Source organism: Variovorax sp. GW821-FHT10C12 (assembly GCF_059415405.1).
In genome coordinates this window covers 2,816,976-2,831,709 of record NZ_JBWKNE010000001.1, presented here as the reverse complement: position 1 = coordinate 2,831,709, position 14,734 = coordinate 2,816,976, and the positions used below count along the sequence as shown (strand labels likewise).

12 protein-coding genes are annotated in these 14,734 nt (G+C 69.4%); 9 read left to right on the top strand and 3 right to left on the bottom strand.

The window, feature by feature from the left end:
* The first annotated feature begins 95 nt into the window (after positions 1 to 95).
* A complete protein-coding gene (locus AC07OH_RS13170) occupies positions 96 to 3,359 on the top strand; it encodes an efflux RND transporter permease subunit (protein ID WP_495300947.1) in 3,264 nt (1,087 codons plus the stop codon).
* An 11-nt stretch (positions 3,360 to 3,370) separates the two neighbouring features.
* Positions 3,371 to 4,870 carry an efflux transporter outer membrane subunit gene (locus tag AC07OH_RS13165; protein ID WP_495300946.1) on the top strand — a complete coding sequence of 500 codons (1,500 nt, stop codon included), beginning with the start codon at positions 3,371 to 3,373 and terminating at the stop codon, positions 4,868 to 4,870.
* A 132-nt stretch (positions 4,871 to 5,002) separates the two neighbouring features.
* Here AC07OH_RS13165 and AC07OH_RS13160 read toward each other — a convergent pair whose 3' ends face one another.
* Positions 5,003 to 5,368: an SPW repeat protein gene (locus AC07OH_RS13160; RefSeq protein ID WP_492683674.1), complete on the bottom strand. Its 366-nt coding sequence runs from the start codon at positions 5,366 to 5,368 to the stop codon at positions 5,003 to 5,005.
* Positions 5,369 to 5,529: 161 nt separating this feature from the next.
* Here AC07OH_RS13160 and AC07OH_RS13155 point away from each other — a divergent pair, with 161 nt between their 5' ends.
* The 4 genes from AC07OH_RS13155 (at position 5,530) to AC07OH_RS13140 (ending at position 9,833) form a co-directional block, all read left to right on the top strand.
* On the top strand, positions 5,530 to 6,114 hold the full coding sequence (locus AC07OH_RS13155; protein WP_495300945.1) for a TetR/AcrR family transcriptional regulator: 585 nt from the start codon (positions 5,530 to 5,532) through the stop codon (positions 6,112 to 6,114).
* Positions 6,115 to 6,165: 51 nt separating this feature from the next.
* Positions 6,166 to 8,445, top strand: coding sequence for a xanthine dehydrogenase family protein molybdopterin-binding subunit (locus tag AC07OH_RS13150; RefSeq protein ID WP_495300944.1), 2,280 nt, complete (start codon positions 6,166 to 6,168; stop codon positions 8,443 to 8,445).
* Between the two features lie 27 nt (positions 8,446 to 8,472).
* Positions 8,473 to 8,937 carry a (2Fe-2S)-binding protein gene (locus AC07OH_RS13145; RefSeq protein WP_495300943.1) on the top strand — a complete coding sequence of 155 codons (465 nt, stop codon included), beginning with the start codon at positions 8,473 to 8,475 and terminating at the stop codon, positions 8,935 to 8,937.
* Positions 8,938 to 9,101: 164 nt separating this feature from the next.
* On the top strand, positions 9,102 to 9,833 hold the full coding sequence (locus tag AC07OH_RS13140; RefSeq protein WP_495300942.1) for a GntR family transcriptional regulator: 732 nt from the start codon (positions 9,102 to 9,104) through the stop codon (positions 9,831 to 9,833).
* Here AC07OH_RS13140 and AC07OH_RS13135 read toward each other — a convergent pair whose 3' ends face one another.
* Positions 9,834 to 10,700 (bottom strand): MurR/RpiR family transcriptional regulator, encoded by an 867-nt coding sequence (locus AC07OH_RS13135; RefSeq protein WP_095746150.1) that lies wholly within the window; start codon positions 10,698 to 10,700, stop codon positions 9,834 to 9,836.
* 137 nt (positions 10,701 to 10,837) lie between these two features.
* Here AC07OH_RS13135 and AC07OH_RS13130 point away from each other — a divergent pair, with 137 nt between their 5' ends.
* Genes AC07OH_RS13130 through AC07OH_RS13120 form a run of 3 tightly spaced genes read left to right on the top strand, consistent with a single transcriptional unit; the run spans position 10,838 to position 13,799 of the window.
* Positions 10,838 to 12,172 carry an aspartate aminotransferase family protein gene (locus AC07OH_RS13130; protein ID WP_495300941.1) on the top strand — a complete coding sequence of 445 codons (1,335 nt, stop codon included), beginning with the start codon at positions 10,838 to 10,840 and terminating at the stop codon, positions 12,170 to 12,172.
* Positions 12,173 to 12,222: 50 nt separating this feature from the next.
* Positions 12,223 to 13,140: a transporter substrate-binding domain-containing protein gene (locus AC07OH_RS13125; RefSeq protein ID WP_495300940.1), complete on the top strand. Its 918-nt coding sequence runs from the start codon at positions 12,223 to 12,225 to the stop codon at positions 13,138 to 13,140.
* A gap of 14 nt (positions 13,141 to 13,154) precedes the next feature.
* Positions 13,155 to 13,799: an aspartate/glutamate racemase family protein gene (locus tag AC07OH_RS13120; protein WP_489058310.1), complete on the top strand. Its 645-nt coding sequence runs from the start codon at positions 13,155 to 13,157 to the stop codon at positions 13,797 to 13,799.
* On the opposite strand, the gene AC07OH_RS13115 is transcribed toward AC07OH_RS13120, so the two are convergent.
* Entirely contained in the window at positions 13,791 to 14,648 is an 858-nt protein-coding gene (locus AC07OH_RS13115) for a hypothetical protein (protein WP_307693502.1), read from the bottom strand. The genes AC07OH_RS13120 and AC07OH_RS13115 overlap by 9 nt on opposite strands.
* Between the last annotated feature and the right edge of the window lie 86 nt (positions 14,649 to 14,734).

The following is a 14,734-nucleotide window of genomic DNA, read 5'->3' as shown; positions in this document are numbered from 1 at the left end:
CCTTTCTTTTGCCTACGTTTCTTTGGCGAAGCAAAGAAAAGTAGGTCGCCTGCCGGGGCGAGACCCGGCCTCGGAACCCAAGAGAAGGCACGGCGATGAACTTGTCGCGTCCTTTCGTCCGCCGCCCCATAGGCACAGTCCTCCTGACCATAGGCATCGCCCTGGCAGGAATCGCAGCGTTCTTCGTCCTCCCAGTCTCCCCGTTACCCCAAGTCGACTATCCAGTCATCTCGGTAAGAGCCTCCATCCCAGGAGCCAGCCCCGAGACGATGGCAACCAGCGTCGCGACCCCGCTGGAAAGACACCTGGGAACCATCGCAGGCGTCAACGAAATGACGTCCACCAGCTCGGTAGGCTCCTCCCGAGTCACCCTGCAATTCGACCTCAGCCGCAACATCGACGGCGCCGCCAGAGAAGTCCAGGCCGCCATCAACGCCAGCCGCGTAGACCTGCCCGCCACGCTAAGAAGCAACCCCACCTACCGCAAAGCCAACCCAGCCGCGTCGCCAGTCATCATCCTGGCCCTCACGTCCAAAACAAAGACCCCGGGCCAGATCTACGACGCCGTCTCGAACATCGTCAGCCAGCGCCTGTCGCAAGTAGACGGCGTAGGCGACGTAGAAATCGGCGGCGGCTCGCTCCCCGCGGTGCGCATCGAACTGCTCCCCTTCGCCCTCAACCGCTACGGCATCAGCACCGAAGACGTGCGCGCCGCCATCCAGGCGTCGAATGCCAACCGCCCCAAGGGCATGGTGCAGGGCGAAGGACGCAAGCTGCAGATCTACACCCAGACCCCGGCGCTGCGCGCAAGCGACTACGCCTCGATGGTCGTGGCCTGGCGCAACGGCGCGGCGGTGCGGCTGCGCGAGGTGGCCGACGTGATCGACGGCGTGGAAGACACGCGCACGCTGGGCCTGTTCAACGGCGAGCCGGCGATCATCGTGCTGATCACGCGCCAGCCCTCGGCCAACATCATCGAGACCGTCGACAACGTGCGCGCGCTGCTGCCCGAGCTGCAGGCGCAACTGCCGCCGGACGTGACGCTGCAGGTCGCGTCGGACAGCACCAACTCCATCCGCAGCTCGCTGCGCGAGGTGGAGATGACGCTGGTCATCGCGGTGCTGCTGGTGGTGCTGGTGGTCAGCCTGTTCCTGCGCAGCGTGCGCGCGACGGTGGTGCCGGCGGTGGCCACGGTGGTGGCGCTGCTGGGCACGTTCGGCGTGATGCACCTGCTGGGCTTCAGCCTCAACAACCTGAGCCTGATGGCGCTCACGGTGGCCACGGGCTTCGTGGTGGACGACGCCATCGTGGTGCTGGAGAACACCAGCCGCCACATCGAATCGGGCATGTCGCGCATGAAGGCGGCGCTGCTCGGCGCGCAGGAAGTGGGCTTCACGGTGCTGTCGATCAGCGTGTCGCTGGTGGCGGTGTTCATTCCGCTGCTGTTCATGGGCGGACAGGTGGGGCGGCTGTTCCGCGAGTTCGCGGTCACGCTGTCGGCGGCGGTGCTGATCTCGCTGGTCATCTCGCTCACCACCACGCCGATGATGTGCGCGTGGATGCTCAAGCCCGGCGGCGAGCACGACAAGAACAAGCCGCAAGGCCGCCTCGGCCGCGCGGCGGCGCGCAGCTACGACTGGATGCTCAAGCGCTACGAGAGCGCACTCGACTGGGCGCTGGACAGCAAGGCGATCGTCATGGTCGTGCTGCTGGCGGTGGTGGGGCTCAATGTCTACCTGTTCAGCGCGGCGCCCAAGGGCTTCTTCCCGCAGCAGGACAGCGGCCAGCTCAACGGCGGCCTGCGCGCCGACCAGAGCATTTCGTCGCAGGCCATGGGCGCCAAGCTGCGCGAGGTGGTCGACATCATCCGCAAGGACGAGGCGGTCGACACCGTGGTGGGCTTCACGGGCGGCGGGCGCGCGGGCGGCGGCTTCATGTTCGTCAACCTGAAGCCGGCGAACCAGCGCAAGGACAGCGGCCTGGCGGTGATCGCGCGGCTGCGCCCGCAGCTGGCGCAGGTGACGGGGCTGCGCGTGTTCCTCGGGCCGGTGCAGGACGTGCGCTCGGGCGGGCGCTCCAGCAACTCCACTTACCAGTACACGCTCAAGAGCGACAGCCTGTCCGACCTGCGCACCTGGGCCGTGAAGCTGGCCGACGAGATGAAGCAGCAGCCCACGCTGACCGACATCGACACCGACCAGGACCAGAACGGCGTGGAGACGGTGGCCAAGGTCGACCCCGACAGCGCGCGGCGCCTGGGGCTGACTTCCACCGCCATCGACAACGCGTTGTACAACGCCTTCGGCCAGCGGCAGGTGGCCACGATTTACACCGAGCTCAACCAGTACCACGTGGTGATGGAGTGGGCGCCGGCCTACACGCGCAGCCCGAACGCGCTGCGTGACGTGTACGTGCCGGCCACGAAGACCTCGGTGGTCGCGGGGCAGGCGGTGACCACGCAGGTGGCGGCAACGACCACGACATCCACGGGCAGCAAGGCGGCCTCCACCAGTGCCGCCGCGACGGTGCCGGTGTCGGCCAACGCCGGCTCGCGCAACGCCTCGACCGGCAACGTGCTGAGCAACACGGCCACCGCGCTGGTGCCGCTGTCGGCGGTGGCGAAGTTCGAGGAGCAGTCGGTGGCCACGTCGGTGAGCCATGAGGACGGCGAACTCGCCACCACCATCTCGTTCAACCTGGCCGAGGGCGCCAACCTCGGCGATGCGCGCGAGGCCATCGCCAAGGCCGAGGCCAACATCGCGATGCCGACGAATGTGCGCGGCGCCTTTGCCGGCACCGCGCTGAGCGCGCAGCAGTCGCAGGGGCAGCAGGCGATGCTGATCCTGGCGGCGCTGGTGGTGATCTACATCGTGCTGGGCATCCTGTACGAGAGCCTGGTGCATCCGGTGACGGTGCTGTCGACCTTGCCTTCGGCCGGCGTGGGCGCGGTGCTGGCGCTCTTGATGTTCCGCATGGAGTTTTCCATCATCGCGTTGATCGGCGTGTTCCTGCTGATCGGCATCGTGAAGAAGAACGCCATCCTGATCATCGACTTCGCGCTGGAGGCCGAGCGCTCGCGCGGCCTGAGCCCGCTTGAGGCGGTGCGCGAGGCCTGCCTGCTGCGCTTCCGCCCGATCCTGATGACCACCCTGGCCGCCGCGCTCGGCGCGCTGCCGCTGGCCATCGGCTTCGGCGAGGGCGCCGAGCTGCGCCGGCCGCTGGGCGTGGCGATCATCGGCGGGCTCATCGCGAGCCAGCTGCTGACGCTGCTCACCACGCCGGTGGTGTACCTGCTGCTGGACAAGCTGCGCCGCCGCGGCAAGAACGAACACGCGCTGAGCCGCGCGCCGGCCGTCTGAGACCCATGACCATGAATGCTTCCTTTTCTTCTATCGGCCCTTCACGCCGTTTCTTCGCATTGAGCACGCTCGCGCTGGCCGCCGTGCTCGCCGGCTGCGCCGTGGGCCCGGCCTACAAGGTGCCCGAGTCGGCGGCATCGGCCGGCTGGAAGGAACAGCCCGCCGCCGACGGCTGGCTGCCCGCCGCGCCGGCCGACGCGCTCGATCGCGGCGAGTGGTGGAAGCTCTTCGGCGACGCCACGCTCGACGAACTCGCGGCGCGCGTGCAGGTGTCGAACCAGAACATCGCCGCCGCCGTCGCCAGCTACACGCAGGCCCAGGCGCTGGTGCGCGAGCAGCGCGCGGGGCTGTTCCCGTCGGTGTCCTTCGACGGCAGCGGCAAGCGCTCGGGCACGGTGGGCGGCAACGCCTCGGCCAGCCCGTCGAATGCCTTCGGCGCCACGCTGGGCGCGAGCTGGACGCCCGACGTGTGGGGCCGCCTGCGCGAGGCCGTGAACAGCGCGCAGGCCAACGCACAGGCCAGCGAGGCTGACCTGGCGTCGGCACGGCTGTCGGCCGTCGGCGCCCTGGCCACCAACTACTTCTCGCTGCGCGAGGCCGATGCCGAGATCGTGCTGCTCGACGAAACCATCCTCGGCTACCAGCGCGCCTTCGAGATCACGAGCAACCGCTACGCCGCCGGCATTGCCGCGCAGACCGACGTGCTGCAGGCGCAGACCCAGCTGGTGAACGCCAAGGCCGACCGTGTGGGCCTGCAGCGCACACGCGCCACGCTGGAGCACGCCATCGCGATGCTGGTGGGCGTGGCGCCGGCCGACTTCAGCCTGCCGCCCGCGCGCTGGACGCCCACGGTGCCCGGCGTGCCGACCGGCGTGCCTTCGACGCTGCTGCAGCGCCGTCCCGACATCGCGGCGGCGGAGCGCGCGGTGGCCGCGGCCAATGCGCAGATCGGCGTGGCGCGCTCGGCCTACTACCCGAACATCTCGCTCACGGCCTCGGTCGGCAGCAACGCGAGCCGCGTGAAAGACCTCTTCGGCGCGACCAACACGCTGTGGGGGCTGGGCCTGTCGGTGGCGCAGGTGGTGTTCGATGCGGGCGCCATCAGTGCCAGCGTCGATGCCGCCAAGGCCGGCCACGAGGCCAGCGTGGCGCGCTACCGCCAGACCGTGCTGGCCGCGTTCCAGACCGTCGAAGACCAGCTGACCACCGGCGCCACGCTGGCGCAGCAGGAAGGCCTGCGCCGCGAGGCCACGGCGGCGGCCGACAAGACCGAGCAGCAACTGCTCAACCGGTATCGTGCGGGGCAGGTGAGCTACACCGATGTGGTGCAGGCGCAGGCCGCTGCACTGAGCGCGCGGCGCGCGCTCGTGCAGCTTCAGGTCAATCGCCAGGCCGCGGCAATCGCGCTGATCCAGGCCATGGGCGGCGGCTGGCAGGCCGACTGGATGGGCGATGCCCGCCCGGCCGGCAACAGCACTTCAAACAACAACGCCGCTTCCCGCACACCGTAAGGGGCGGGCGTCGCGGGCGGGCATGGGAACCTGCCTGGCCCGTCGGCCCGGCCCGGCGCGAACACCGGACCGGGCGTCGTCGCTTCGCGGCGGTGGTCGCCGCTCGGCGCTCACACTATCGCTCTCTCCCCATCAGTGCGCCGGACGGTCGATGGCACCGCCCAGGTAGTCCTTGTCTGTCACCAGGACCCAGAGGGCGAGCACCATGATCAGCGCGGCAATCAGCACCGCGTTGACCAGCGCCGGCTCGACCATGCGGAAGTTGAGCAACCAGGGCGACACCGCCAGCCAGGCTGCCAGCGCCACTTCGGTCCACTCTTCCCACTGGTGCGGCACGAAGGTCGCGCCCAAGGCCACGGCGCCCAGCAGGATGCCGGTCGCCACCATGGTCCACATGGCGAGCGAATTGCCCTGAAAGCCCAGTACCCATGGCGAGACGATCAGCCACACACCGGCGACGGCGTTGACGGGGTCCTGCCAATGCTTCACATGCTTCATGGTCGTTACCTCCTGTCGCAGCACGACGCCACGACTCTGGTTGGACTGTTGTGTTACGCCGTGGTTCCACGGGGCCATCGCCGCGGGGGCTTGCGGATCGGCGCCGCGTTCCTATACTTGAGTGCGCACTCATTTAAACGAACGATGGAGACCATCGACGCATGGCCCGGCCCCGCAGCGCAGACAAGCACAACGCGATCCTCGAGGCGGCGCTGGTCGAGTTCGGCCGGCGCGGCGTGTGGGCCACGCCGACCTCGGCGATCTCGCGCACCGCGGGCGTGGCCGAGGGCACGCTGTTCACCTACTTCGCAAGCAAGGCGCTGCTGACCGACGCGCTGTACCGCGTGCTGAAGACCGAGCTGGCCGGCGTGATGCTGGCCGACTGGCCTGAAGCGGCCGATCCGCGCACCCAGTTCCACCACATCTGGGACCGCTATGTGCAATGGGGTGTGGCGCATCCCGGCAAGCTGCGCGTGCTGGCGCAACTCAAGGTGTCGGACGAACTGAGCGATGAGAGCCGCGCCGCCGGCATGGCGCCGTTCGCGCGGCTGGAGGCGGTGGCGCAAGACTGCATGCGGCGCGGCGAGGTCGTCGAGCGGCCGATGGAATTCCTGGGCGCGATGTTGACCGCCATGGCCGAGACCACTGTCGGCTACATCGCGCAGGCCGGTGATGAACGAGAGGCCTTCGACTACGCCGAAGCCGGCTTCGAGATTTTCTGGCGAGGCATCGCCGTGCCGTCCTGACGACGACCGCACCTCTGAACGACAAGACCCCCACCGAAGAAAGACCACGCCATGCCCACACTCAAACGCCGCCACTTCGTGCTCGGCACCCTCGGCGCCGCCGGCGCCCTGGTCGTCGGCTGGGCCGCCACGCCGGCGGCTTCGCGCCTCGTGCCGGGCAATCCACTGCCTGCGGGCAACGGGCAGGTCGCGCTCAACGGCTGGGTCAAGGTGGGCAGCGACGACACGGTCACGCTGGTGATGACGCAGTCGGAAATGGGGCAGGGCACGCACACCGGCCTGGCGATGCTGCTGGCCGAGGAGATGGACGCCGCGGTGTCGCAGGTGCGGCTCGAGCAGGCCGGCTTCGACGCCATCTACAACAACCAGGCCATGATCCTTGACGCGCTGCCCTTCAAGCCCGGCGACGAGGGCTTCGGCAAGCGTGCGGCGCACCAGGTCGTGGGCAAGTTGCTGCGCACGATCCCGGGGCTCTCGGGCACGGGTGGTTCGTCGAGCGTCACCGACCAGTGGGGCCCGGTGCGCGAGGCCGGCGCCTCGGCGCGGCTCATGCTGGTGGGCGCGGCGGCGGCGCAGTGGCAGGTGCCCGCCAGCGAATGCCGCACCGAAGCGGGCCGCGTGCTGCACCCGGCCTCCAACCGCAGCGCGCGCTTCGGCGAGCTGGCGGCAAAGGCCGCGCAGCAGCCGTTGCCCACGGCGGTGAAGCTCAAGGCGCAAGCCGACTTCCGCGTCATCGGCCAGCCGCAGCGGCGCATCGACAACGCCGGCAAGCTCAATGGCACCGCCACCTACGGCATCGACGTGCTGCCGCCGGGCCTGCTGTACGCCAGCATCGCCATGTGCCCGACGCTGGCCGGCCGCGTCGCGCACTTCGATGCCAAAGCGGCCGAGGCGCTGCCCGGCGTGCGCAAGGTGATGGCGCTGGAGCCGGTGGCCGCGAGCCTCGTCGGCACGGGCAGCACGGCGGGCGGCGTCGCGGTGATCGCCGACACGCCGTACCACGCGATGCGCGCGCTGAAGCAGGTCGACATCACCTGGGACCACGGCCCGGCCGCCAGCCTGTCGAGCGCCGAGATGATCGATCGCCTCGCGCGCACGCTCGACGCCGAAGCGGGCAATGCACGCCTCGATACCGGCGGCGTGGCGGCGGCGCTGAAGTCCGCCGCGCGCACGATCGAGGTCGAGTACCGCGTGCCTTTCCTGGCGCACGCCACCATGGAGCCGATGAACTGCACCGTGCAGTTCAAGGACGGCGCCGCCACCGTCTGGGCGCCCACGCAGGCGCCGGGCTTCGCGCGCGCCGCGGTTGCCAAGGCGCTGGGCATCGACGCCGAGAAGGTCACGCTGCACGTCACCTACCTGGGCGGCGGCTTCGGGCGGCGCTACTTCATCGACTTCCTGGTGCAGGCCGCGCAGCTCGCACGCGAGGCCGGCGGCGCGCCGGTGCAACTGATCTGGTCGCGCGAGGAAGACATGACGCACGACTTCTACCGCCCGGCCTACGTGGCGCTGTGCAAGGCCGGCTTCGACGCGGCGGGCGCACTGGTCGCGTGGCAGACCACCAGCGCCGGCTCCAGCCTGGGCGCGCCGTCGTTCATGGACAACTCGACCGACGGCGCCTGGAACACCGCCTACGACTTCCCGCAGGCCCGCGTGGCGCACGTGCCGGTGGAGTCGGCCGTCACCACCGGCATCTGGCGCTCGGTGGCGCACTCGCAGAACGGCTTCTTCGTCGAGAGCTTCATCGACGAATGCGCCGTCGCCGCCGGCAAGGACCCGGTGGCCTTCCGCGCCGGCCTGCTCGCCAAGGACGCGCGCCACCTGGCGGTGCTCAAGCGCGTGGCCGAACTCTCGAAGTGGGGCGAGCCGCTGGCCGACGGGCCCGACGGCACCAAGCGCGCGCGCGGCGTGGCCATTCACCGCGCCTTCGGCAGCATCGTGGCGCAGGTGGCCGAGGTGTCGGTGACGCCCGAGCGGCAGATCCGCGTGCACCGCGTGGTCTGCGTGATCGACTGCGGCCTGCCGGTCAACCCGAACCTGATCCGCCAGCAGATGGAAGGCGGCATCGTGTTCGGCCTGTCGGCGGCGCTGCGCGGCGAGATCACCGTGGCGCGCGGCCAGGTGCAGCAGAGCAACTTCCACGACTACACGCCGCTGCGCATCGACGAGTGCCCGGCCATCGAGGTCGACATCCTCGCCGGCACCGGCGCCGAGGTGCCGCCCGGCGGCGTGGGCGAGCCGGGCACGCCGCCCATCGCGCCCGCCGTGGCCAACGCCGTGTTCGCGCTGACCGGCCAGCGCCTGCGCAGCCTGCCTTTGCGGCTGGCCTGACCCCGAGAACAAGAAGGACACCTCACCATGACCACCACCACGCTGAAGATCAACGGCCAGACCGCCACCGTGAGCGCCGAGCCCGACACCCCGCTGCTGTGGGTGCTGCGCGGCGAGATGAAGCTCGTCGGCACCAAGTTCGGCTGCGGCAAGGCGCTGTGCGGCGCCTGCACCGTGCACCTGGACGGGCAGGCCGTGCGCTCCTGCATCACCACGCTCGAAGCCGTGGGCGCGCGCGAAGTCACCACCATCGAGGGCCTGAAGGGCCGGGAAGCCGACGCCCTGCGCGCGGCCTGGACCGAGGTCGACGTGGTGCAGTGCGGCTATTGCCAGAGCGGCCAGCTCATGTCGGCCTGCGCGTTGCTCAAAACCACGCCCAAACCCAGCGACGACCAGGTGTCGGACGCCATGCGCGGCAACATCTGCCGCTGCGGCACCTACCTGCGGATTCGCGTGGCGATCCATCGGGCGGCCGAAACGGTGGGGCGTTAACGCAGAAACCGGGGTTGTTGTTTACAGAAGTTAATAATTTCTACGTAACTATCGAAAAAGTCGCCAGAACGGGATTTTTACGGAAATTGGGGATATGAAGCTTCGATACGCCGCCGTACCATCCGCGCGGCCTGCTTCGGGCCGTCCCCTGTTTTCGACTTTCGATGACCCCCCCAGACCCCTCGCGGACGCGCGTGCTGTCCGTGGCCGACACGTTGCGCACCCGCATCTTCGACGGTGCGATCGCTCCCGGCGCCCACCTGATGGAGATTTCGCTCGCCAACGAGCTTGGCGTGTCGCGCACCCCTGTGCGCGGCGCGATGGCGCGGCTGGCCGATGAGGGGCTGCTGGTCTACCACCCGCAGCGGGGGTTCCAGGTGCGCCGTTTCGACGCCAAGGACGTGTTCGACGCCTTCAGCGTGCGCGCCACGCTCGAAGGCATGGGCTGCCGCCTGCTCAGCGAGCGCGGCCTGGACTGCGAGGCGCTGGCCGAACTGACGGCCATGGTCGACGAGCAGCACGCGCTGCTGCACGCCGATGGCGACTGGACCGACGAGCGGGCCGACCAGTGGCAGGACCTGAACCAGGCTTTTCACCACAAGCTGCTGTCGCTGGCCGACAACCGCTGGCTCAGCGAGGCCGTGCAGCGCGCCTGCCAGCTGCCGGTGATCTTCGACAGCCGCTCGCGCCCGCACAAGCACGACGCCGCGATGCTGATGTACCGGCACGGCCAGGCCCTGCAGGCGCTGGAGGAGCACCGCTGCATCGTCGAGGCGCTCGGCCGGCAGGAAGCGGCGGGCGCCGAAGCCGCGATGCGCGAGCACATCAACGCCAACCGCGACCTGCTGGTGCTCTACCTGCGCCAGAGCGCCGGCCGCACCCGCGCGCTCGCCTGATCAGCCGCCGCGCGCCACCGGCGCCATGAGGTAGGCCCCCGACTCGAACAGCTGCGCCTCGGCCTGGTCGATGCGCCGGATCACCGGCTTGCCCGCGCGGCTCGCCAGCAGCTCGACCAGCGCTTCAGTCACGGCCACGCCGGCGGCGACCGAGGGGAAGAACGAGGGGCTGTGGATGGTGAAGAGCAGCGTCTCGTCCGCCAGCAGCGACAGCGGCGAGGTCACGCTGTCGGTGATCGCCACGATGCGGCAGCCGGCCGCCTTCGCAGCCTCGGCCACCTGCAAGGCTTCGCGCGAGTAGGGCGCAAAGCTCGCCACCACCAGCGCGTCGCCCTTGGCGAAGGCGCGCTGCTGCATCTCGAGCGAGCCGCCCTGGCCGTCCACCAGGTGCACGCTGGTGCGAAAGAGCCGGTACACGTACACGAACGAGAACGCGATCGGAAAGCAGGCGCGAAAGCCCGCCGCATGCACGGCCGGCGCCTTCTCCAGCAGCGCGCAGGCCTTGAGCAGCGCCGGCCCGCTCTGCTGGTGCGTGAGCTCCAGGTTGCGCCGCTGCACCTCGAACATCTCGCCCGCCAGGCCCTGGTCGGCGACACGGCCCACCAGCTGCTTGGCGCGCCCGCCGTAGGTCTCGGTGCCCAGGCCCATGTCGGCGGCAAAGGCCTCCTTCAGCTGCGGCCAGCCCTCGAAGCCCAGGTGCTGGGCGAAACGCACCAGCGTGGCCGGCGTGCTCTGTGCGCGCGTGCCGACATTGCGCATCGAGCCTGTGACCACTTCGTTCGGGTGGTCGAGCACGTAGCGCGCGACCTGCTGCAGGGCGGGGCTCAGTTCGTTGAAACGCTGGCGGATCAGTTCTTTGGCGCCCATGGCGGTGTCTCTTTTCTCTCGGTGTCTGGAACGAATGTACCGGAGCAGGGAAATCCCGGAAGTTGACGGAACAAATGTTCCAAACAATAATTCGTCGGAAACGTTAGTTCCAACCCCGAATCCAGTTGCCAGCTGCCATGACGCACGTCTTCCACCGCCACCTTCGCCAGACCCCGCCCGTTGCCGCCAGCGCGCAGGGCATGTTCATCCGCGACGCCGAAGGGCGCGAGTACCTCGACGCCTCGGGCGGCGCGGCCGTGTCCTCGCTCGGCCACGGCCATCCCGAGGTGATGGCGGCCATGCACGCGCAGATCGACACACTGGCCTACGCCCACACCAGCTTCTTCACGAGCGAGGTGGCCGAGCAGCTGGCCGACGAGCTCATCGGCGGTGCCCCCGAAGGCATGAGCCACGTGTACCTCGTGAGCGGCGGCTCCGAGGCGGTGGAGTCGGCGCTGAAGATGGCGCGCCAGTACTTCGTGGAAATCGGCCAGCCGCAGCGCACGCACTTCATCGCGCGCCGGCAGAGCTACCACGGCAACACACTGGGCGCGCTCGCGGTGGGCGGCAACGCCTGGCGGCGCGAACCCTTCGCGCCCATCCTCGTGCCGGCCACGCACGTCGCGCCGTGCTACCCGTACCGCGAGCAGCGCGAAGGTGAAAGCGCCGAGCAGTACGGCCTGCGCCTGGCAGATGAGCTCGAAGCGGCCATCGTCGCGCAGGGCGCTGACCGCGTGATCGCCTTTGTGGCCGAGACCGTGGGCGGTGCCACCGCCGGCGTGCTAACGCCGGTGCCGGGCTACTTCAAAGCGGTGCGCGCCGTGTGCGACAAGTACGGCGTGCTGCTGATCCTCGACGAGGTGATGTGCGGCATGGGCCGCACCGGCTCGCTGCACGCCTGCGAGCAGGAGGGCGTGGTGCCCGACCTGATGACCATCGCCAAAGGCCTGGGCGGCGGCTACCAGCCGATCGGTGCGGTGCTCGCGCAGCGCCGCATCGTCGAGGCCATGTCCAAGGGCAGCGGCTTCTTCCAGCACGGCCACACCTACCTGGGCCATCCCATGGCCTGCGCGGCGGCGCTGGCGGTGCAGCAGGTGATCCGCCGCGACGGCCTGGTTGCCAAGGTGCGCGACGACGGCATGGCCTTCGGCGCGATGCTGGCCGAGGCGCTGGGCGACCACCCGCACGTGGGCGACATCCGCGGGCGCGGTTTCTTCTGGGGCGTCGAGCTGGTGGCCGACCGCGCGAGCAAGCGGCCCTTCGATCCGGCCCTGGCCGTCAACGCGCGCCTCAAGAAAGACGCGATGGCGCGCGGCCTGCTGTGCTACCCCTTCGGCGGCACGGTGGACGGGCGCCAGGGCGACCACGTGCTGCTGGCACCGCCGTATATCGCGACGCGCGATCACCTGCACGAGATCGTCGCGCGGCTCACGGCCTCGGTCGACGCGGTCACGCGCGATGCGACGCGCTGAGCGTTCGAGCCGTTCCCTTTTTCTTCAACCGCCGTTCCGAGGAGCGTTCCATGCCCCAGCTTCGCCCGTCGCTTTCCATTGCCGCCGCCGCCTTCGCGCTGGCCCTTGCCGCCCTGGCACCGACCGCTCCCGCGCAGGCGCAGCCCGCCAACGACACGCTCGCCAAGATCAAGGCCAGCGGCGCCATCACCTTCGGCTACCGCGAGGCTTCGTTCGGCTTCTCGTACCTGGACGCCAACCTCAAGCCCGTGGGCTACAGCATCGAGATCTGCAACCGCATCGTCGACGCGGTGAAGACCGAGCTGAAGCTGTCGGCCGTCGAGGTCAAGTACCAGGCCGTGACCTCGGCCAACCGCATTCCGCTGGTGCAGAACGGCACGGTGGACATCGAGTGCGGCTCCACCACCAACCTGGTCGAGCGCCAGTCGCAGGTGGCCTTCTCGCCGGACATCTTCCGCTACAACGTGCGCACGCTGGTGAAGGCCGATTCGGGCATCAAGAGCATCGCCGACCTGCAGGGCAAGACGGTGGTCACCACCGCCGGCACCACGTCGTTCCGCCTGCTGCGCGCGGCCGACAAGGGCCGCAGCCTCGAGGTGAACCAGCTCTCGGGCAAGGACCACACCGACTCGTTCCTGCTGGTCGAGAGCGGCCGCGCGCAGGCCTTCGTGCTCGACGACATCCTGCTGGCGGGCCAGATCGCCAACGCGCGCAACCCGAAGGACTTCGTCATCACCGGCGAGAGCCTGCGCACCGAGAACCAGTCGCTGATGTTCCGCAAGGACGATCCTGCCTTCAAGGCGCTGGTGGACCGCGTGGTGTCGGGCATGATGAAGTCCGGCGAGATGGAAAAGCTCTACAGCAAGTGGTTCATGTCGCCGATTCCGCCCAAGGGCATCAACATCAACTATCCGCTCAATGCCGAGACGAAGGAGGCCTTTGCCAACCCGTCGTCCAAAGGCATCTGATCTCACCTGACTTCATGACACGCATCGCCCTCATCCACGCGCTCTCGCATTCCGTCGCGCCCATCAATGAAGCCTTCGCACGCGACTGGCCCGAGGCCGTGCGCATGAACCTGCTGGACGACAGCCTGTCGGCCGACCTCGCGCGCGACGGCAAGGGGCTCGACGCGGCGATGCACGAGCGCTTCCAGCGCCTGGCGCAGTACGCGGTGGACACGGGCGCGCGCGGCATTCTCTTCACCTGCTCGGCCTTCGGGCCGTGCATCGAGGCGGTGGCGCAGCGGCACGCGGGCATTCCGGTGCTCAAGCCCAACGAGGCCATGATCGAGGAGGCCGTGCAGGGCGAAGGCCGGCTGGGCCTGATCGCGACCTTTGCGCGCACGCTGGAATCGATGCCGCCGGAGTTTCCTGCGGGCATGGCGCTCGAACTCGCACTGGCCGAGGGCGCGCTGGCCGCGCTCGATGCGGGCGACACGCAGCGCCACGACGCGCTCATCGCCGAACAGGCGGCGGCGCTGCGTGCGCGCGGCTGCACGCGCATCGCCTTGGCTCAGTTCAGCATGGCGCGGGCGCGTGGCGCCTGCGAGGCGGCCAGCGGCCTGCCGGTGCTGACGACGGTCGACAGCGCGGTGCGCGCGCTGCGCCGGCGTGCTTCAGTGTGAGCCGCCGTTGCCGACGACCGTGAACAGCGTGGTCATCGCCACCTGCGCCGCCTCGCCGCGCGCGAGCGGACGGCCGGGGCCGGCGTTGCCGCTGTCCGTTTCCAGGCCCTGCGCCAGGCGGCGGTAGATGTCCGACGAGGGCATGGTCGCCGCCGTGCCGAGCGCGTCGCAGTAGGTGTCGGTGAGCACGGCGGCCAGCCGCTCGCGCTCGGCGTTGGACCGCATGGGCGCCTCGGCGGCGAAGACCGACGCCACGCAGTGCATCAGGTAGGCCTGGGTCTCGAGCGAGAAGGCCTGCTGGCGCACGTAGTCTTCCACCGCGTGCCAGAAGAGGGTGTCGGAAGTGCGGCGCCAGCTTTCGAGCACCTTGCGCGACTTGGCGACCAGGTCGGCGTGCGCGTCGTGCGGTTCGGCCGGGCGCAGCGCCAGGCCCTGCAGCGTGAGCGCGGCCACCGGGCCGGCCGCGCCGAGCAGGAAGCTCCAGAACTTCCAGCGCGCAAACCATTTCTTGTCGTGCGCCGGGCCCAGCGGCTCCAGCAGTCGGAAGTCGATGCACAAGGCGGCGTCGGCCTGCAGGCCGGAGGCCATGCGGTCGGCCTCCACGTGGCCCTGCGCGACGATGCAGGCGCTGGCGCCGCAGTGATCGATGTCGGCCAGGCGCTGCGTCAGCTGACGCAGCTCGTGGGCCGAGGCGCCGGTGGCTTCGGCCACGCGCAGCATGCCGTGGCACTGCTCCCGCTCCCGCTGGCAGGGGCTCTTGAGACGGTCTTCGACATGGTCGTCGAGCGTCGAGGGGCGTTCTTCAGCGACGCACGCCTCGAGTTCACTCCCGGTGGTGAACGTTGACATGGATGCTCCTTCGGACGCAGATGAATAACTGTTACCAATATGTATTAATGCGCCGACGTCGAACATCACCCGAACTAGGTATTTCC